The organism is Paracoccus mutanolyticus (genome assembly GCF_003285265.1).
Taxonomy (GTDB): Bacteria; Pseudomonadota; Alphaproteobacteria; order Rhodobacterales; family Rhodobacteraceae; genus Paracoccus; species Paracoccus yeei.
In genome coordinates this window covers 1,366,141-1,383,536 of the sequence record NZ_CP030239.1, presented here as the reverse complement: position 1 = coordinate 1,383,536, position 17,396 = coordinate 1,366,141, and the positions used below count along the sequence as shown (strand labels likewise).

Sequence of the window (17,396 nt, the reverse complement as noted above, 5' to 3'; positions counted from 1 at the left end):
CGCCCGGGCGCGATCAAAGCGCGGACTTGATCTTTTCCGCCGCCTCGGGGCTGACCCACTGGGTCCACATCTCTTCATGCGTGCGCAGGAACTCGCGCGCGCCTTCCTCGCCCGTGGCCTGGTTGTCGGTCATCCAGGCCATCATCTTGTTGACGGTGTCGTTGCCCCAGCTGCGTTTCTTCAGATAGTCCAGAACGCCCTGATCGGCGTCCTTGGCGAAGTCGCTGGCGATCAGCGTGAACACGTTGTCGACCGGGAAGGCGTTCGGCTTGGGGTCGGGGCAGTCCGCGACCGAGGTGCAGCGCTTCCATTCGGCCATGTCGTTGGCCATGCCGAAGTCGACCGGCACCATGTCGTACTTGCCCAGCATCGAGGTCGGCGCCCAGTAGAAGCCCAGCCACGGCGCCTTTTGTTCATAGGCCTTGGCCATGGACCCGTCGAGCCCGGCCGCCGACCCGGTATCGACCAGGGTAAAGCCGTGCCTCTCGATGTCGAAGGCCTTGGCCAGCTGGGTGGTGACGATGGTGCCGCCCCAGCCCGCGGGGCCGTTGAAGACCGCACCCTTGCTGGCGTCCTCGGGGGCGGGGAACAGTTCGGGATGGGCCAGGATCTCGCTGATCTTGTTCAGGTTCGGATGTTCGTCCAGCATGTAGCGGGGGATGAACCAGCCCTGCTGGCCGCCGTCCGACAGAGAGCGCGCCATTTCGACGATCTTGCCGTCCTTGATGCCCGCCGCGACGATCTCGGGCATCAGGTCCACCCAGGCCTCGGGCACGATCTCGGGTTTGCCCTTTTCCACCAGCGAGGTGATGCTGGGCACGGTGTCGCCTACGACGATCTCGGCGTCGCAGCCATAACCCTCGTTCAGGATGAACTGGTCGAGGTTCGCCATCAGCTCGGCGCTTTGCCAGTTCATGCTGGCGATGGTCAGGTCGCTGCAATCGGCCAGCGCCGGCCCGGCCAGGACGGCAAGCGGCATGACGACTGCGGCGGAAAGGGCTAGGCGTTTCATGGTTTCGTTCTCCCTGACGCGACATATGTTCTTGCTGCCCGGTCGTCGCGGGACCCGGGTGGCTGGCCGGGGCGCGTGCCCCTGCATCGGTAACGATCCGCTCTTAGGTCGGCGGGTTGGCCCGCAGCCGGGCAGCGAACCGCGCCATTTCGCGCGGCTCGGGGTCTTCTCCGGTATAGATCCCGACATAGGTGGGAATCCGTGCGATCCGGGTTTCCATGTTCTCTTGTGCGCGCATCGAGATATAGCCGATTTGCGTCAAGTAGATTGTACGGGCGCGCACATCCGCATCAACGGCGGCATGGCCCCAGCGCGCCAGCATCCGGCGCAGCGCCTCGAGCCGGGTTTCGTCGGCGGCGGCGACCCGGCGGGCCACCTCCTGATCCTGCAGGGCCCAGCTGCGCACCGCGAATTCCAGGCGCGAATCGAAGGCGTCGCCCAGAAAGCAGGCCAGCACGTTCAGCATCGATTCGGCCTGGGAATCGGCGTATTCCTGCGTCGCGGCGACCAGGGGGCCGGTGGTCCGCTCCTCCCAGCCGTCGATCAGGGCCTGCAAAAGCGCCTCGCGGTCCTCGAAGAACCAGTAGAAGCTGGTGCGCGACAGCGCGAGCTGCTTGGCCAGCGGCTGGATCCGGACCGCGTCGATGCCGCTGTCGATCAGCGCCTGATAGCCGGCCTGAAGCCAGCCTTCGCGCGATCCGCGCCACCCGGTTTCGACTGATGCACCCTTGCCCATGCGCCAAGGTTAACCCGGGTGGCAGGGCAGGCCAAGAAAAATGTGCGTCTCTGACCGAGGAATGTTCATCGGCATGTTTGCTGATCGACACTGATGAACATTGGATCGACCAGCCCGCCGGTCAGTGCCCGCCGCCGCCTGCCGCCCGCCGCACCGGGGGCGTGGTCGCCGGTTCCCCGCCGGGCATGACGACGCCGACCAGTTCGGCGCGGATGTCGCAGCACAGTCCTTCGGGCGCATAGGTCAGGGTGACGGCGCAGTTCCGCGTTCCGTTCAGCCCGGCCTCGATCAGCGCGGTGCCCGAGCCGGTGCGTTCGGGTTGAGAGACGGGCGGGCCGCCCGATTCCTGCCAGACCAGCCGAAAGCGGTTCCCCTCGACCTGCCATTGGACCAGCACCCGCCCCTCGGGGACCGAAAGCGCGCCGTATTTCACGGCATTGGTCATCAGTTCGTGCAGGATCAGCGACAGCGACAGCGAGGGCTTGGGCGCGATATGCACCGACGGGCCGTCGCAGGTCAGCCGCTTGTCCGACTGCCCGGCCTGCAAGGCCGTCACGCTGCGCATCAGCTCGTCCACCGTGGTGCCCTGCACCTCGCCCGAGATGATGGCGTCATGCGCGCGGCTGAGGACGGCAATGCGGTTCATCACCGCCTCGCGCGCCTCGTCCAGGTCCTCGGCGGCGCGGAAGGTCATGTTCACGATGGCCATGACCAGGGTCAGCTGGTTCTTCAGCCGGTGGGCCAGTTCGTGGTGCAGCCGGTGGTGTTCGGTCACGTCCAGCGCCTGGACGAAGATGCCGCTGACCTCATCCTCGGCCCCCGGGATCGGGTAATAGACGAAATCCAGGATGCGGTGCTCCAGCGGCTGGTTCGGGCTGCGCTGCAGGTCGATCTGATGGGACCGGCCGTGATAGGGCCTGCCGCTGGCATAGACCTGGTCCAGAAGCTGGAAGATGCCCTGGTCGTCCACTTCGGGCAGGGCCTCGGCCACCGGCTTGCCGGTGACGCCGCGATTGCCGGTCAGAAGCTCGTATTCCGCATTGGCGAAGGTGAAGCGGTGGTCCGGCCCGCTGGTGACGGCGACCGCGCCGATGGCGTTTTCGAAGATGTGGCGCAGGCGGTCCTGTTCGCGCTGCAGGCGCCGGCGCTGCATGACCTCGGTCGTGGTCTCGTTGCAGGCGCAGAACATGCCCAGCACCTCGCCCGCCGCATTGCGGACCGGGGTATAGGAAAACGAGAAATGCGTCTCCTCGGGATAGCCGTTGCGGTGCATGATGAAGCCGATGTCGTCCATCGCGGTGCTGATGCCGGCATAGGCCGCGTCGATGATCGGCTCGACCTGGTCCCAGATGTCGAACCACAGGTCCCGGAACGATCCGCCCAGGGCCGCCGGATGGCGCAGCCCGCACATCCTGGCATAGCCGTCGTTGTACAGCACCGTCTGTTCGGGTCCCCAGACGATCAGCATGGGCTGGGTCGAGCCAAGCGCGATGCTGACCACGGTGCGCAATTCGGCGGGCCAGCGTTCGGGCAGGCCCAGCGGGTTGGCCGACCAATCCATCCCCCGCATCAATGTCCCACATTCGCTTTTGCTGTAAAGCACGGGCGGACTCCTGAGGCTTGCAGAACAAGCACTTGCCGGTGTTGGCCATCGGTCCCTATGTTTCACAAGCCAAGGCGGCTGGCAACTGGCTGCGATTGGCGGAAACCGCGAATACCTTCGGAAAAGCGATGGCTTGCGGCGGATTGCGGTGCTTTTGCCCTGCGCCTGACGGGCCGGGAGGAACGGCCTAATTAATGTTTATTCCTTCTGGCGGGCGGGAACGTGGCTTCGGGACAGGCATTAGCTGAGGGATCGGCAGCGGCTGCCCGCCCAGCCCGCCGATCGCGAGGCAGAAATGGAGGACCATCATGGCCGACAAGACCCTTGACACCCTGTTCCACGAAACCCTGAAGGACATCTATTACGCCGAACGCAAGATCGTGCAGGCCCTGCGCAAGATGGCCCGGGCGGCGCAGAACCCCGACCTGAAGGCCGCCTTCGAGGCGCACGAAGAGGAATCCCAAGGCCATGTCGAACGGCTGACCCAGGTGTTCGAACTGATCGGCAAGCGTCCCCGCGGCAAGACCTGCGACGCGATCGAGGGCATCATCTCGGAAGGCCAGGAGGTCATGGAGGAATTCAAGGGCAGCCCGGCGCATGACGCGGGCCTGCTGGCTGCCGCGCAGGCCGTCGAACATTACGAGATCAGCCGCTATGGCACGCTGAAGAGCTGGGCCCAGCAGCTTGGCCTGGACGAGGCCGTGACGCTTCTGGACCAGACCCTGCAGGAAGAGAGCGCGACCGACGAAAAGCTGACCGCCCTGGCCGAGGCGGTGGTGAACGCCGCCGCGAACCAGGAAGGCGATCAGAAGGTGGCCTGAAGCCGCCGGGAACCCGAACGGTCGAGGCCCTCGTTCCCAGGCGGAGCGGGGGCCTTTCCTTGTCCGTGACACCGTCTGCTGCGGGCTCCTTTCCCGGAACATTCCCGCCCGCTGGGGGTTGATCCCGGAACGTCGGAGAAAAGGAGGACCTCATGGCCAAAAGCTTCGATCCGCAAGAGGAAAACGAAAAGTTCAATGTCCAGCAGAAGGCCCAGGACCTGAAGATGGGCAATGCCGATCCGGTCCTGAACCCCAAGCAGATGAAGGGCTCGAACCAGCCCAATGCCGGCGGCCAGAACCGCGAGGCGGGCGACCGCAAGGCGCGTCAGAACGACCGCGCCACGAACGGCGGCGAATAGACCCCCAAGCCAAGGAGCACACCAATGGATCATTCCAACCACGTTCGCCTGCAGGACGACGAACTGACCGATGCCGTGCTGACGGGCGCGACGGTCTACGGTCCCGATGACGACAACCTGGGCCATGTCGCCCATGTCCACGGTTCGGGCCGCGAGGCCCGCGTGGTGGTCGAGGTCGGGGGCTTTCTGGGGATCGGCAGCAAGCCGGTTGCCGTGCCCGCCAGCCAGCTCGACTTCATGCGCGACGAGGCCGGCACCGTCCACGCGGTCAGCACCTGGACCAAGGATCAGCTGAAGGACATGCCCGAGCACCGGGACTGACCGCCATCGGGAGTAATGGCCATGAAAAGCCCCCGCGCCCATCGTGGCGCGGGGGCTTTCGTCTGGCTTCAGGCGGGCGGGTAACGGTCGGGGTCGGTGCCGCCAGGCTGCTTGCGGTTGGCGTCGGGCCGGTCGTTCGAATCCTCGCGATGGTGTCCGGCGGGATCGATCTGCTGCTGGCGCTGGTCGATCACATTGCCCTTGTGGCGCAGGTCATCGGTAGTATGCGACGGATCGTCGGTCATGGCGGTCTCCGTTGGGTTCAGGCGGGGTCTTGGGTGTCGGCGCGGCGGGGACGACCCGCACTGCGCACCAGATCGGCGATCTTCCAGGTCCAGCCGATCTGGCGCGACCGGTTCGGCCGCAGATAGGCCCAGTTCAACAGGCCGCCTGGCACACCCAGGACGACGCCGATCACCGCCGCCCAGACGAAGGTCCAGACAGAGACGTAACCCATCGCCAGCCCGGCGATGGCGACAGCGCCCGCGATGCAGGCGACCCAGAGGTGGATCAGGAACATGCGCAGAAAGGGGATCATGATGAACTCCTGACAGGATGCAGCATCCTGGAAAACGCGCCGGCGCCGAAGATGTTCCCCGCCGCCGGGCCCGACAGGCGTGCGATCGCGTGCGCAAGGGCAGGCTCGACCGTGCGCGCGCCCCCCGAGGGATCGGCGCCCAGCAGCCCGTTCGGGCACAGGCGGTCGTCGTCCCAGCCCGGGTGGTTGGCGATGGGATACAGGCAGACCCCTTCGACCGGGGCACCGCGTGCGCGGGCGCGGTCGACCTCGGCCATGACCCAGGCGAACCAGGATGCGCGGCGCGGCCCCTCGGTCCCGGTCTCGGCGATCAGCAGCGGGCGATCATAGCGGGCCGCGACCTCGACCAGAAGGTCCGACAGCGGGCGGTAAAGCCGATGGTCCATGTCGATGGGCGGGCCGCCGTGGATCCACTGGTTGTTCCAGTAATAGTTCAGACCGACGATATCCAGAAAGGACGGATCGCCCCCCAGCTGCGGCCACATCCGGCCCGAGACCAGCTCGAAGGCCTGGAACTGCGCATCGTGCCAGCCCTGCGCCTCCCACAGAGGGCGGCCGGTCGCGGGGTCGTGATGGATGGCGATCAAGGGCTCGCTGTGGACGAAGCGCGCCCGCGGATCGACCGCCCGCAGTTCGGTCATGGCGGCGATGGCGGCGCGGGCAAGCTGGCATTTCAGCTCGTAACCCCGGCCTGCGCAGAACGGGTTCAGATAGCGCGCATCGCCCCCCGCCCAGGCGAAAAAGCTGATCTCGTTCACCGGGCACCAGAACGGGACGGCATCGGTCAGGTCGCGATGGTGCAGCGCCACTGCCCGCGCATAGGCGGCAAAGCGGTTGAGATAGGTGGTGACAATTTTCGGCCCTCGGCCACCATAGTAGCCGGCCCAGCGATTGCGTGCCTATCGTCCTGAAGCCGAGCGGCTTGCGATTGACGAAGTCGTAGCGCCCCTCGCTGTAGTCGTAGTCGAGACTGCGGACCGCGCCGCCCCGCCCATCCCTGATGCGGACCCCGTAAACCTGCTGTAAGCCTGCGCGGCTGGCGGTCGTGCCCGACGGCGGCGATCACGTCCAGCCTGCGCCCATTGCCCAGCCGGTGGGTCGAGGCCTCCCACCCCCCAAGCACCGTGCTGGCAAAGATTTCGGGCGGCGGCGCGGGCGTGCGTTCGGCCAGGACGGCGTCGATCAGTGCCCGCCATTGCGGCACCACCACCGCGGCCGAATAGGTCGCGCGGACATGGGCCTGCAGGGCGCCGCCCAGCCGGCGGCGCAGGCCGGGGTCGCCCGCCAGCCGCAGGATCGCCGCGGCCACGGCGCCGGGGTTCTCGTGCGGGACGAACAGCCCGCTTTCGCCGTCGCGGATCTGCTGCAACGCGCCATTGTCGGGGGTGGCGATGACCGGCAGGCCGGCCGCGCCCGCCTCGGCGATGACATGGGGCATCCCCTCGCCCCGCGACAGCCAGCAGAACACGTCCATCGCCGCCAGCAGGTCGGGCACGTCCTTGCGGTCGCCGGTGAAGGACACGCGCGCGCCCAGGGGCGAGGCCATGCGATGTAGCTCTTCGGCATAGTCGGGCATGAAGGCGTCGGGCCCGCCCACGATCAGGAACCGGATCCTGGTGGTCTCGGGCGCGATGCGCAGCGCGGCCGCGATGAAATCCTCGACCCGCTTCTTGCGGTCCAGCCGGCCGACCCAACCCACCAGCACCTCGTCCGGAGCGACCCCCAGCGCCGCGCGCGTGGCCGCGCGCCGCTCGGGGTGGAACTCGTCCAGATCCACCATCGAGGGGATCTCTACCGCATGCTGCGGCCGGTCCGGCATCTTGCCGGCCGCCGCCGCCCGGATGCTGTCGCAGACGCCGACATAGCGCGCGGTGAAATGCTTCGGGCCGGCCAGGGCCTCGCTGACCAGCCCGCCATGCTCGATCAGCGGAGGGCGCAGGGCCAGCCGCTCCAACGCCGGATAGATGTCGGCGACGTTCTGGCAGGAAACCACCACATCCGCCCCCGCCAGCCTGCGGCGCAGATAGTCGATCGTCTCCTCGAACCCCAGCCCATAGGCGGTGGTGTCGACATGCACACCCAGTTCGGCCAGTTGCTCATGGGTCTGATCGGGCATCCCTTCCTTGCGGAAACAGGGGATCACGTCGATCCGATAGCGGTCGCGCGGCAGGGTCCGGGCCAGCAGCCGGATCTCGGTCTCCTCGCCGCCGACGACCAGCCAGGCCATGACGAACAGGATGCGGATGCGGGCCGGGTCCTCGGCCGGCTGCGGGAAATGCTGGGGCGGCACCGCCCCCCAGACCGTCCGGTCGTCGCCATCCATCCGTCTTTCTCCGTTTCCAAAATACCCTCGGGGGGTCCGGGGGGCGAAGCGCCCCCGGGCTGTCCCCGCCACTCACGAGGCGTCGAACACCACCTGCAGGAACTCGGGCCGCTCGGCGACCAGCCGGCGCAGGAAATCCGGCGCCTCGCCATAGGGCACGACATGGGTGATCATGTGCTGGCGGATCGCCTCGCCCTCGGCCTGCAAAAGCCGGATGGTTTCCTGCGCCAGCCGCCGCTGGTCCCAGGCATGGGCGACCTGCCGGGGCATCCGGTTGATCTGGGCGCAGCGGATCGCCAGGCCGTTGTGGTGGAATTCCTCGCCCAGCCGGGCACCATCCATGCCGCCCTGGTAAAAGGCCAGGTCGATCACCGTCCCCTGCGGGCGAAGCGCCTGCAGGCAGCGGTGCAGGCTGTCGGACCGGGCGCGGGTCTGGAACACGTATTCCGCGCCGCGCCCGCCGATCCTGTGGTGCCAGCCCTTGGCGTGGCGCACGGCCTGATCCTCGTCCAGCGCCAGAAAGCCCATCTTCCGGGCGATGTCCTGACGGAAGGGCGAGGGATCCACCACGACGATTTCCGAAGCCCCGCCCGCCTTGGCGAACAGCGCGCAGATCAGCCCCACGGTGCCGCCGCCGCCAGCCAGACCGGCCGCCCCTCGACCCCGGCGCCAAGGGCCGAGAACGCTTGCGCCGAACTGGTCGGCGTCGGCATGCAGGATGCCGTTCGCCGCGATCGGCCCCATCTGCGCGACAAAGATGCCCAGCATCGGGTCCATCCCCGCGGGCAGTTTCAGCAGCAGGTCATGCGCCGGGTTCGCCGTGTGCCCGGTCTTGTGGCCGAAGGTGGTGGCCACCACGTCGCCATTCGCGAACCCCGGCGCGCGGGCGTCGATGACGCGGGCGACCTCCATGTAGCCCAGGAAGTTGACCGGAAAATGCGCAGAGGCCTCGCCCGGCACGAACAGCCCCTGGCCATCATCCCAGCGGCTGTGCAGATAGGGGTTGGTACCCTTGAGGAAGGTCAGCTCGGTCCCGGCGGAAAGGCCGGTGTAAAGCAGGTCCAGCCGCACCTGGCCGTCCCCCGCGGGCCCTTCGTCATAGCCGAAGAAATAGGGCTCGCCCTGCCGCTCGATCCCGAGCGAGCGGATATGGCGGTGCTCATGCGGCATGGTGGGGACCCGGCGCAGCGGACGGACGAAAGATCGGCTGCGGGTCAGCCCGCAGCCCCTCCATCTTCACAAGCGCACCCTCGCGGGCGGAACGGGCGACGGCCAGCGCGACGCGGTGGGTCTCCAGCGCCTCGGCATAGGGGCAGCGGATGCGGTTCTCGTGGCCCTGCACGGCCTCGATGAAGTCGCGGTCCTCGCGCCAGACCGGGTCGCCGTCGGCGGGGCGGACGGGTCGGCCCCGGCCCACGTCCACCATCAGGTCATGGTCGCTGATCTCCATCGCCAGGCCATCGGCGAAGACATGCAGGCCGACACGATGGTTCCAGCGCAGCAGGCAGGTCGCGGCCAGGTTGGCGATGGCGCCCGAGGCAAAGCGCAGCGTCGCCGCCGTCGCGGTGGGCACGGTCAGGCCCTGGAAATCGTCGCGATCGCGGCGCGCGGCCATGCCGAACACCTCGGTCACGTCGCCGGCCAGAAAGCGCGCGGCGTCGATCACATGGGTCGCCTGCTCGACGACCTGCCCGCCGCAGCGGTCCTCGTCCCACCACCATTGCGGCGGCGGCGTCTGGTCCAGCCAGAAGCCCTGCATCAGATGCGCTGGGTTCTGGGCCAGATGGGCCCGCGCTTCGTCCATCGTGTCGAGGTATCGCCAGTGATAGCCGACGGCGGTGATCAGCCCCGCGGCCTCGACCTCGGCCGCGATGGCCTCGGCGGTGTCCAGGTCCAGCGAGACCGGCTTTTCGACAAAGAACGGCAGCCCGCGCGCGATGCAGGCCCGTTCCGGCGCGCCGGCGCAAAGGGCGGCACGCAGATATAGACCGCATCCAGGTCCTCGGCCGCCAGCATGGCGTCGTGGTCGGCATAGGCCACCGCGCCGGTGTCGCGCGCGGCCTGCGCCGCGCGGTCGCGGTCGGGGTCGCAGACGGCGGCGATCCGGACGTCCTCCATCGTGCGCAGCACGCCGAAATGGCGCTGGGCAATGCCGCCCGCGCCGATGAAACCCAGTCTGGTCTTGGTCATGCCGTCCTCGTGTTGCTGCCGCAGGGTGCTGCGGTAGATGTCCAGAACCGCCCCGGCCATCGCCCCGGCGGTGAAGTGATGCTGCCAGCGGGCGCGTGCCCGGGCGGCGACGCGGGTGCGGCTGGCCGGATCGGTCAGGGCCTGCGCAATGGCCCCGGCCAGCGGGCGCGACCGTCCCGGCGGCACCTGCCAGGGATGGTCCGGCCCCAGCGCCTCGGCCGATCCGGGGATCGCCGTCGCGACGGCGGGCAGGCCGGTGGCCATCGCTTCCAGCAGGACCAGCGGCAGCCCCTCGAAGGCCGAGGGCAGAACCAGCAGGTCCGCTTGCGCCATCAGCGCGGGCACGTCGTCGCGCCGGCCCAGCAGGGTCACGGCCCCGTCCAGACCCAGCCGGTCCAGCCAGCGCCGCACATGTGTCTCGCCCGGGCCGTCGCCGACGATCCGCAGCCGTGCGTCGACCCCCTGGCGGCGCAGCCGGGCCAGCGCCGCCAGCAGGGTCCGGTGCCGCTTTTGCGGGGCCAGGCGGCCGACGCACAGCAGCCCCGCGCCGCCCTGATGGCGTTCCGGCGGCGGGGCGATGCCGTTCGGCACGGCATGGACCGGCGGTGCGGTATCGCCCAGGGGCGCCAGCGCCTGGCGCCAGCCCGCGGCGCCGGCCCGCGACACCGCGATCACCCCGTCGAGCCGCGCCGCCATCTGCCGATAGGCGGGATCTGGCCAGGGCGGTCAACAGCCAGGGCAGGTGTTCGGTGCGCAGATCCTTCACCGGCATCCGCGGCGGCATGGACCAGGGCCAGCCCCTCCCATCCGATGCCGGCATGGACGTGGACGATCTCGGCCGGCGATGCGGCGATGACCGCGGCCACCTCGTCCGGATCATGGGTCAGCGCGGCCAGGCCCATGGCCCGCGCCCGCCCGGCCAGGGCCCGGCCCGCCGGGTGGTCGGGAAAGGCCAGCGACGCCATGCCGGGGGGCAGGGCGCCCGCCAGGGCCAGCATGTGTTCCCCCACGCCCGAAGGATCGGGGCTGTCCGTTATCAGCAGGCTGCGCATGACCCCCGCTCAGCCGCCGACGGCCGGCACCGACCGGCGCTGGGTCAGCCTGCGGTGGATGGCCAGCGCCTGCCCGACGACCTGATCCATGTTGTAATAGCGATAGCTGCCCAGCCTGCCGGCAAAGATCACGCCCGGCTCGGCCGCGGCCAGCGCCTCGTAGCGGCGGAACAGGGCCTGGTTCTCGGGACGCGGGATCGGGTAATAGGGATCGCCCCGGTCCGAGGGATATTCGTAGCTGATCGAGGTCTTGGCATGGACCTGCCCGGTCAGGTGCTTGTATTCGGTGATCCGGGTATGGGGCACGTCCTCGGCCGGGTAGTTCACGACGCCGACCGGCTGGAACTGGGGCCGGTCCAGCGTCTCATGCCGGAAGGTCAGGCTGCGATAGGGCAACTCGCCGAAGCGATGCCCGAAATAGGCGTCGATCGGGCCGGTATAGACCACGGTCTCGCCCCGTTCGCCGGCCCCGAGGTCGTGGAAATCGGTTCCCAGCGCCAGTTCGATCCCCGGATGGTCCAGCATGCGCTCGAACATGCGGGTGAAGCCTTCCTTGGGCATCGCCTGATGCTTGTCGGTGAAATAGCGGTCGTCGTCACTGGTCCGCGTCGGCACGCGGGCGGTCACGGACTTGTCCAGTTCGCTGGGGTCCAGCCCCCATTGCTTGCGGGTATAGCCCTGGAAGAACAGCTCATACAGCTCGCGCCCCACGGCATTGACCACCACGTCGCGCGAATTGCGGATCTCGGCGACCGGCTCGGCCAGGCGGGCCAGCAGCGCGGCGGCCTCGGCATCCGTCCGCATGTCGAGACCGTAAAGCCGGTTCAGCGTGGTGCGGTTGATGGGCATGGGCACGGTCATGTCGCGCACCCGGGCCAGCACGCGGTGTTCATAGGGCCGCCATTCGGTGAACCGGCCCAGCCAGGCGAATACCTCGTCGCTGTTGGTGTGGAAGATGTGGGGCCCGTAGCGGTGGATCAGCAGCCCCGCCGCGTCGCGGCAGTCATAGGCATTGCCCCCGACATGGTCGCGCCGGTCCGTCAGCAGGACGCGGCGGCCCGATTGCTCGGCGAACTGGCGGGCCAGCACCGCGCCGGCAAAGCCCGCGCCGCAGTCGTCACGTCATGGCGGCGCGCGCCGCGCAGGATCGGCACCACCGGCACCCGCACCGGCACGGCGGGGGCCAGCCGGGCGCGGACGGCCTTGTCCAGATGCGCCCCCATCTGCTGGAAGGTGCGGTCCCAACTGAGTTCTGCCAGCAGCGCGTCGGCCCGGTCCCGCCACGCGCCGGGCGCCCCGGCCTGGGCCAGCGCCGTTTCGCAGGCCCGCAGGAAGTCCTGCGGCCCTTCGGCGATATGTACCGCCGCAAGCTCGCCGTAGTGGCGGACCACGTCGCGCACGGGGGTCGAGACCACCGGCACGCCCCCCGCCAGATATTCCGGCGTCTTGGTGGGAGAGATGAAGCGCGTCGCCTCGTTCATCGCGAAGGGCATCAGCGCCACGTCCCAGCCCGCCAGATAGCGGGGCAGCTCGGCATAGGATTTCTGCCCCAGCCAGTGGATGTTCGGCGCGCGCGGCAGATCGTGGTCCGAGATCTTGGCGACCGGCCCCAGCATGACGATGGACCAGTCGGGGTGCGCCGCCGCCAGCGCCGCGATCAGCCCCAGGTCCAGCCGTTCGTCGATGACCCCGTAATAGCCCAGCCGGGGGCGGGGCAGGCCGGCCTGATCCGCCGGGGCCCCGACCTCTGGCGCGCGGGCGGTGCTGAAATGCGCCACGTCGACCGAGGACGGAAAGGGGTGGATGTTGCGGTGCCGGTGGGCCTTGGCCTCCCAGATGGCATGGCCGCCGGTAAAGACCACGTCCGCCGCCGCGAGCAGTTCGGCTTCGGCATCGGCCAGTTCCGGCGGGGCGAAGCGAAAGGCCGACAGCTCGTCCATGCAGTCATAGACCACGGCCGCCGCATCGACATGGCGGGCGATCGACCACATCATCGGCGTATAGAACCACAGGACCGGCCGGCGCAGCCCGGTCAGCCCGATCATCTGGTCCAGCAGGTCCGACAGCGCGCGGGCCTGATCCTGGGGCGACCAGCGGGCGGGAACGCGGGGACGGATCGACTGGATGTCGGTGCCCTCGAAGGCATGGAACTCCAGGTAGGGCAGGTGATGGTCCGTCGGGATCGCTTCTTCCCAGAAAAACAGCCGGTACTGCTGGGCAAAGCGCGCCATCAGGTGCTGGGGACGCTGCAGCACGAAATCCCAGCGCAGATGGGAAAAGCAGATCAGCGCCGGTTGGGCGGACAGGGCAAGCGGCACGGGTTTCACATCGTTCATTGCGGCGTCCTTGCCTTTCTGATGGTGTCGAGTTCGTCCGAAAGCGTGCGGATGCTGGCCTGCCAGCCCCAGCGCGCCAGTGCCGCCGGACGCGGGTCGTAATCGCCGTGCCGTGCCAGAAGATCATCCAGCGCGCGGACGAAGGCCTCGCCCTCGGGGGCGGCAAGCCCAGTCTCGGGGGTGATGAACTGCAGCCCGCAGCACAGGTTCGCATTCGCCAGCACCGGCAGCCCGGCCAGCTGGTATTCCGTCAGGATCGCGGGCGCCCCGTCGTCCTGGCCGCAGACCACGCCCAGGCGCGCGCGGTTGATCTGGCGGTTGACCTCGTCATGGGGGACGCCGGGCGGGCCGATGATCTCGACGTCGAGGCCCGCGCGGGCGGCACGGTCGCGCAGGGCTTCGGTCAGATGGCCGTACCCCACGATCAGCAGCGCGGTCGTGCCAGGGCGGCGCTCCAGCGCGTCGAACAGGATGTCGTGGCGCTTGTAGGGCTGGGCGCAGGCGACATAGACCACGTCGCGGTCCTTGGCTGCGCCGGTCGGAAAGAACGTCTCGCCCGAGGCGAAGGCCGGCCCGATCGGCAGGACCAGCGTGCGCGCGCCGGGCAGCCGCGCCTCGATCTCGCGCGATTGCCATTCGGCGCCGGTCATGAACAGGTCGAAGCGGGCGGCCAGCGCATCGTCCAGCCGCAGCGCGGGCGCGTCGATGGAGTTGTAGATCTTGAGCGATGCCGCGCAGGCATCCAGAAGCGCCGCGTCGACCCCCAGGCCCCAGACGCACAGGATGTCGGGAGGCCCGACCTGGGCGATGAAGTCCAGGGCGTCGCGCGAGGCATAGGGCGGGCCCGTGTCCGCGCGAAACACCCGCCGGACCAGTCCCGGCCGCTGCGGATCGGGGCTGCCCTGGAAACGGCCCGTTTCGCGATCGGCCTCGCCGTCGCGGCCGGCGAAGCTCCAGATCTCGGCATGATCGGCAAGGCCGCTGGCCACAGCAGCCAGGGGCAGGCGTTCCAGATAGCCGCCGGTCACATGGATGGCGTCGGGCCGCTTGTGCGGCAGGCTGCGGGGCGGGGCTTCGGCTGTCGGATAGGCGGGCTGGACGGGGGGAACCTGGGTGCAATAGTCCGAGACCGCGACGATCCAACGTGCCATTCGAGCCCCCGACGAAAATGCCAAGCCCAAACCGCCGCCGTTACCGCGAAGTTGCATTAATAATTGTGAAGCGCGGGGTACCTGCAGTCATGGCGGCCCTCTGCCGCAGTCCCGCCGAACCCTCTGGCAGGGTCGCGGCCGATCCATCAGGATAGGGACGCAAGGCGATTTTCTTGGCGATAAGGTCGATTCAGCAGGATGTCCGGAAAACACTATGCCCATTCGGGGCGCGCCGCGGACCGCAGCGACTGGCAGCTTTTGCCCGATCACCTGCAGGCCACCGCAACGCTGGCCGCGCACCGGGCGGCGCCGCTGAAATTGCAGGCGACGGCGCATATGGCGGGGCTGTTCCACGACTTCGGCAAATACGACCCCGCCTTCGACCGCGTGCTGTCGGGTGGGAACGAACGGGTGGATCATTCGACCGCCGGGGCGGCCCTGCTGTATTCCCGTGCGCCCGCCGGACTGCGCGGCGTGGCCGAGATCGTCGCCTATGCGATCCTGGGACACCATGCCGGCCTGCCCGACCGGGACCGCACCGATGCCAGCATGGCGCGGCGGCTGGACGGTTTCCGCGACCCCGTCCCGCCCGCGATCACGCGGCAGCGCTGCCCGACCTTGGCCCCGTCCTGCGCGAGCTGGTCGCGTTCCGGGACGGCAGGACGCCGGGATTTGACATCTCGGTGGCCGCGCGGATGGTGTTTTCCTGCCTGGTCGATGCCGATTTCCCTGACGCCGAGGCGTTCTACGCCCGGCTGGACGGCACCCGCCCGGACCGCGAATGGCCCGCCTTGGCCGAGCTGCTGCCCGCCTGGCGCGCGGCCTTTGACGCGCATATGGCGACGTTTTCGACAGAGGGCGAGGTCAACGGGCTGCGCGCCCGGGTGCTGGCGCATGTCCGCCAAGGTGCCGCACTGGAGCCGGGCCTGTTCACCCTGACCGTGCCGACCGGAGGGGGCAAGACCCTCGCCTCGCTGGGCTTCGCGCTGGACCATGCGGCGCGGCATGGAAAACGCCGGATAATCTTTGGAATTCCATACACGGGGGCGCGGATCGAAACAGCGTTAGCCCGAGCATGCGCAAGTCCCCGCGTGGGTCGCCCCCTCACGGGGGCGCGGATCGAAACCAGTCGCTTTGTTTGGTTTCCAGCGCGACGAACAGTCGCCCCCTCACGGGGGCGCGGATCGAAACGAGGCCAAGGCCAGTTGCAGCGTGCCCGGCAACGGTCGCCCCCTCACGGGGGCGCGGATCGAAACCTGACCGTGCGGGCGCTGGGGCTGAGCGACATCGTCGCCCCCTCACGGGGGCGCGGATCGAGGCGGCACCACAGGGCAACCCAGAGCCTGACGCTCCGGTCGCCCCGTTCCCACCTCCCCTCGAAAAGGCCCGCCCTCCACAAAGTGCCAGCCTCCCTCAGGCACACCCGCGCCATCCCCGCCTCGCACCTTCTGCACATCGCCGTGTTCACGGGGAACGGAGGCGGGCGTCGTTCGTTGCCTTGTCCTGTGCCAAGGAAGGTTGCGATGCCCGACGAGCCTGACGACAGCATCCCCGTGATCCAGGAACAGGTCGGCGTCAGCGTCGAGCGGCGCCTGGCCGGGCGGGTCCGGGTCAGCGTCCGGACCCAGACCGACGAAAGCCTGGTTCCGGTCGATCTGACCCAGGTGGATGTCGCGGTCGAGCGCGTGCCCGTCAACCGCGCAGTCGATACAGCCCCCGAGGTCGTCACCCGCGGCGATTTGACGATCATTCCAGTGGTCGAAGAACGGCTTGTCGTCACGCGGAACTGTATCTTCGCGAAGAAATCCACATCCGGCGCGTCGAACGCCGGGAGACGGCCGAGGTGCCGGTCGAGACCAGAAAGCAGGTCGCGACCATCGAAAGGCTCCCGGCGGACGAGGACAACCCGATCCCGCCCACAAACCCTGACCAGTTCCCTCGAAAAGGATAGCACCATGACCTACAGCGACATGCAGACCACGGGCAATTCCACCATCACCGCCATGTTCGACAGCCGGGCCGATGCCGAACGTGCCACCGCGCGGCTGCGGGACGCGGGCTTCTCGTCCTCGCAGATCAGTATGGTCGAGGGCGACGAGACGGCGGGCGCGACCCCCGACCCCGACCGCAGCAAGGGGTTCTGGGACAGCCTGGGCGATTTCTTCTTTCCCGAACAGGATCGCTACACCTACGCCGAGGGCCTGTCGCGCGGCGGCTATCTGGTGACGGTCACCGGTCTGCAGGCCGGCACAGTACGACACCGCCCTGGACATCCTGGACGACGAAGGCACCGTCGATCTTGAGGAGCGCGAGCAGAGCTGGCGGTCCGAGGGCTGGGGCGGCTACGAGGCCAGTTCCTATGCGGCGCGCGGCACCATGGCGGGCGAGACGGGCGCCGATTTCGGCGTGACCGGAGCGGGCGTCGCGGGCGCGGCCGAAACGGATGCGCGGCTGGGCGCCGCGGACCTCGGCTCGGACGACCTGCGCGGCGACAGGCTGGCCGGAGAGGAAACCATCCCGGTGGTCGAGGAGCGCCTGCGCGTCGGCAAGCGTGACACCAGCCACGGCCGGGTGCGCGTGCGCGCCTATACGGTCGAGGAGCCGGTCAGCGAAAGCGTCGACCTGCGCGAGGAGCGGGTCGAGATCGAGCGCCGGCCGGTCGACCGCCCGGTCTCGGACGCGGACGCCTTCCAGGACCGCACCATCGAGGCCGAGGAGTATCGCGAGGAAGCCGTGGTCCAGAAGGAAGCCCGTGTGGTCGAGGAGATCGGGCTGCGCAAGACCAGCGAAACCCATCGCGAGACGGTCTCGGACACCGTGCGCCGCACCGAGGTCGAGATCGAGGACGACCGCGACGCGGACCGCGGCCTGCCGCGCAAGGACATCTGACCCCTCGGGTCAGCCGGAAGGGGGCCGCGCGATGCGGCCCCCTTTTTCATGGCCGGGGTCTGCGA

Annotated in this window: 20 protein-coding genes; 6 read left to right on the top strand and 14 right to left on the bottom strand. The window is 68.8% G+C overall.

Annotation, left to right across the window (positions count from 1 at the left end; all coding sequences use genetic code 11):
* Positions 1-13: 13 nt before the first annotated feature.
* From DPM13_RS07400 to DPM13_RS07390, 3 genes are all read right to left on the bottom strand, one after another.
* On the bottom strand, positions 14-1,012 hold the full coding sequence (locus tag DPM13_RS07400) for an ABC transporter substrate-binding protein (RefSeq protein WP_112887738.1): 999 nt from the start codon (positions 1,010-1,012) through the stop codon (positions 14-16).
* A 103-nt stretch (positions 1,013-1,115) separates the two neighbouring features.
* Entirely contained in the window at positions 1,116-1,748 is a 633-nt protein-coding gene (locus DPM13_RS07395; protein ID WP_080621221.1) for a TetR/AcrR family transcriptional regulator, read from the bottom strand.
* Positions 1,749-1,869: 121 nt separating this feature from the next.
* The gene (locus tag DPM13_RS07390) at positions 1,870-3,309 is read right to left on the bottom strand and encodes a sensor histidine kinase (protein ID WP_189654867.1); all 1,440 of its coding nucleotides are present in this window, start codon (positions 3,307-3,309) and stop codon (positions 1,870-1,872) included.
* A 350-nt stretch (positions 3,310-3,659) separates the two neighbouring features.
* Between DPM13_RS07390 and DPM13_RS07385 the strand changes: the two genes are divergently transcribed.
* The 3 genes from DPM13_RS07385 to DPM13_RS07375 all read left to right on the top strand — a co-directional run bounded on the left by DPM13_RS07385 (position 3,660) and on the right by DPM13_RS07375 (position 4,852).
* On the top strand, positions 3,660-4,172 hold the full coding sequence (locus DPM13_RS07385) for a YciE/YciF ferroxidase family protein (protein ID WP_028719253.1): 513 nt from the start codon (positions 3,660-3,662) through the stop codon (positions 4,170-4,172).
* Positions 4,173-4,324: 152 nt separating this feature from the next.
* Positions 4,325-4,531 (top strand): hypothetical protein, encoded by a 207-nt coding sequence (locus tag DPM13_RS07380; RefSeq protein WP_036762494.1) that lies wholly within the window; start codon positions 4,325-4,327, stop codon positions 4,529-4,531.
* 24 nt (positions 4,532-4,555) lie between these two features.
* Positions 4,556-4,852: a PRC-barrel domain-containing protein gene (locus tag DPM13_RS07375; RefSeq protein ID WP_112887736.1), complete on the top strand. Its 297-nt coding sequence runs from the start codon at positions 4,556-4,558 to the stop codon at positions 4,850-4,852.
* Positions 4,853-4,920: 68 nt separating this feature from the next.
* Here DPM13_RS07375 and DPM13_RS20545 read toward each other — a convergent pair whose 3' ends face one another.
* The 11 genes from DPM13_RS20545 to DPM13_RS07325 form a co-directional block, all read right to left on the bottom strand.
* The gene (locus DPM13_RS20545) at positions 4,921-5,097 is read right to left on the bottom strand and encodes a hypothetical protein (protein ID WP_189654866.1); all 177 of its coding nucleotides are present in this window, start codon (positions 5,095-5,097) and stop codon (positions 4,921-4,923) included.
* A gap of 17 nt (positions 5,098-5,114) precedes the next feature.
* On the bottom strand, positions 5,115-5,390 hold the full coding sequence (locus DPM13_RS07370) for a hypothetical protein (RefSeq protein WP_036762500.1): 276 nt from the start codon (positions 5,388-5,390) through the stop codon (positions 5,115-5,117).
* Positions 5,387-6,199 carry a hypothetical protein gene (locus DPM13_RS07365; protein ID WP_112887735.1) on the bottom strand — a complete coding sequence of 271 codons (813 nt, stop codon included), beginning with the start codon at positions 6,197-6,199 and terminating at the stop codon, positions 5,387-5,389. Before DPM13_RS07365 ends, DPM13_RS07370 begins: the two co-directional genes overlap by 4 nt.
* On the bottom strand, positions 6,175-7,713 hold the full coding sequence (locus tag DPM13_RS07360) for a glycosyltransferase family 4 protein (protein ID WP_112887734.1): 1,539 nt from the start codon (positions 7,711-7,713) through the stop codon (positions 6,175-6,177). Before DPM13_RS07360 ends, DPM13_RS07365 begins: the two co-directional genes overlap by 25 nt.
* Positions 7,714-7,785: 72 nt before the next feature.
* On the bottom strand, positions 7,786-8,883 hold the full coding sequence (locus tag DPM13_RS07355) for a zinc-dependent alcohol dehydrogenase (RefSeq protein WP_112887733.1): 1,098 nt from the start codon (positions 8,881-8,883) through the stop codon (positions 7,786-7,788).
* Positions 8,873-9,517: a Gfo/Idh/MocA family protein gene (locus tag DPM13_RS07350; RefSeq protein WP_112887732.1), complete on the bottom strand. Its 645-nt coding sequence runs from the start codon at positions 9,515-9,517 to the stop codon at positions 8,873-8,875. The genes DPM13_RS07355 and DPM13_RS07350 overlap by 11 nt, the downstream gene beginning before the upstream one ends.
* A 38-nt stretch (positions 9,518-9,555) precedes the next feature.
* Positions 9,556-10,599, bottom strand: coding sequence for a glycosyltransferase (locus DPM13_RS07345; protein WP_112887731.1), 1,044 nt, complete (start codon positions 10,597-10,599; stop codon positions 9,556-9,558).
* Positions 10,575-10,955 carry a hypothetical protein gene (locus DPM13_RS07340; RefSeq protein ID WP_145963321.1) on the bottom strand — a complete coding sequence of 127 codons (381 nt, stop codon included), beginning with the start codon at positions 10,953-10,955 and terminating at the stop codon, positions 10,575-10,577. Before DPM13_RS07340 ends, DPM13_RS07345 begins: the two co-directional genes overlap by 25 nt.
* A gap of 9 nt (positions 10,956-10,964) precedes the next feature.
* Complete coding sequence (gene glf, locus DPM13_RS07335) at positions 10,965-12,044, bottom strand: UDP-galactopyranose mutase (RefSeq protein WP_112887729.1); 1,080 nt, start codon at positions 12,042-12,044, stop codon at positions 10,965-10,967.
* Complete coding sequence (locus DPM13_RS07330; RefSeq protein ID WP_112887728.1) at positions 11,996-13,291, bottom strand: glycosyltransferase; 1,296 nt, start codon at positions 13,289-13,291, stop codon at positions 11,996-11,998. Before DPM13_RS07330 ends, glf begins: the two co-directional genes overlap by 49 nt.
* Positions 13,288-14,442: a glycosyltransferase gene (locus DPM13_RS07325; RefSeq protein WP_112887727.1), complete on the bottom strand. Its 1,155-nt coding sequence runs from the start codon at positions 14,440-14,442 to the stop codon at positions 13,288-13,290. The genes DPM13_RS07330 and DPM13_RS07325 overlap by 4 nt, the downstream gene beginning before the upstream one ends.
* A gap of 198 nt (positions 14,443-14,640) precedes the next feature.
* On the opposite strand from DPM13_RS07325, the gene DPM13_RS07320 reads away from it, so the two are divergent.
* From DPM13_RS07320 to DPM13_RS22495, 3 genes are all read left to right on the top strand, one after another.
* On the top strand, positions 14,641-15,381 hold the full coding sequence (locus tag DPM13_RS07320; protein WP_112887726.1) for a CRISPR-associated endonuclease Cas3'': 741 nt from the start codon (positions 14,641-14,643) through the stop codon (positions 15,379-15,381).
* A 584-nt stretch (positions 15,382-15,965) separates the two neighbouring features.
* A complete protein-coding gene (locus DPM13_RS22500; RefSeq protein ID WP_223252428.1) occupies positions 15,966-16,745 on the top strand; it encodes a DUF2382 domain-containing protein in 780 nt (259 codons plus the stop codon).
* A 73-nt stretch (positions 16,746-16,818) separates the two neighbouring features.
* A complete protein-coding gene (locus tag DPM13_RS22495; protein ID WP_223252427.1) occupies positions 16,819-17,331 on the top strand; it encodes a YsnF/AvaK domain-containing protein in 513 nt (170 codons plus the stop codon).
* Positions 17,332-17,396: the final 65 nt, after the last annotated feature.

Coding starts and splice junctions, on each gene's coding strand:
- DPM13_RS07330 (WP_112887728.1), bottom strand. CDS start 13,291: ATGAACGATGTGAAACCCGTGCCGCTTGCCCTGTCCGCCCAACCGGCG.
- DPM13_RS07325 (WP_112887727.1), bottom strand. CDS start 14,442: ATGGCACGTTGGATCGTCGCGGTCTCGGACTATTGCACCCAGGTTCCC.
- DPM13_RS07345 (WP_112887731.1), bottom strand. CDS start 10,599: ATGGCGGCGCGGCTCGACGGGGTGATCGCGGTGTCGCGGGCCGGCGCC.
- DPM13_RS07320 (WP_112887726.1), top strand. CDS start 14,641: ATGTCCGGAAAACACTATGCCCATTCGGGGCGCGCCGCGGACCGCAGC.
- DPM13_RS07375 (WP_112887736.1), top strand. CDS start 4,556: ATGGATCATTCCAACCACGTTCGCCTGCAGGACGACGAACTGACCGAT.
- DPM13_RS20545 (WP_189654866.1), bottom strand. CDS start 5,097: ATGACCGACGATCCGTCGCATACTACCGATGACCTGCGCCACAAGGGC.
- DPM13_RS07355 (WP_112887733.1), bottom strand. CDS start 8,883: ATGCCGCATGAGCACCGCCATATCCGCTCGCTCGGGATCGAGCGGCAG.
- DPM13_RS07370 (WP_036762500.1), bottom strand. CDS start 5,390: ATGATCCCCTTTCTGCGCATGTTCCTGATCCACCTCTGGGTCGCCTGC.
- DPM13_RS07340 (WP_145963321.1), bottom strand. CDS start 10,955: ATGCGCAGCCTGCTGATAACGGACAGCCCCGATCCTTCGGGCGTGGGG.
- DPM13_RS07350 (WP_112887732.1), bottom strand. CDS start 9,517: ATGGACGAAGCGCGGGCCCATCTGGCCCAGAACCCAGCGCATCTGATG.
- DPM13_RS22500 (WP_223252428.1), top strand. CDS start 15,966: ATGCCCGACGAGCCTGACGACAGCATCCCCGTGATCCAGGAACAGGTC.
- DPM13_RS07360 (WP_112887734.1), bottom strand. CDS start 7,713: ATGGATGGCGACGACCGGACGGTCTGGGGGGCGGTGCCGCCCCAGCAT.
- DPM13_RS07390 (WP_189654867.1), bottom strand. CDS start 3,309: ATGGATTGGTCGGCCAACCCGCTGGGCCTGCCCGAACGCTGGCCCGCC.
- DPM13_RS07400 (WP_112887738.1), bottom strand. CDS start 1,012: ATGAAACGCCTAGCCCTTTCCGCCGCAGTCGTCATGCCGCTTGCCGTC.
- DPM13_RS07380 (WP_036762494.1), top strand. CDS start 4,325: ATGGCCAAAAGCTTCGATCCGCAAGAGGAAAACGAAAAGTTCAATGTC.
- DPM13_RS07395 (WP_080621221.1), bottom strand. CDS start 1,748: ATGGGCAAGGGTGCATCAGTCGAAACCGGGTGGCGCGGATCGCGCGAA.
- DPM13_RS22495 (WP_223252427.1), top strand. CDS start 16,819: ATGGCGGGCGAGACGGGCGCCGATTTCGGCGTGACCGGAGCGGGCGTC.
- DPM13_RS07385 (WP_028719253.1), top strand. CDS start 3,660: ATGGCCGACAAGACCCTTGACACCCTGTTCCACGAAACCCTGAAGGAC.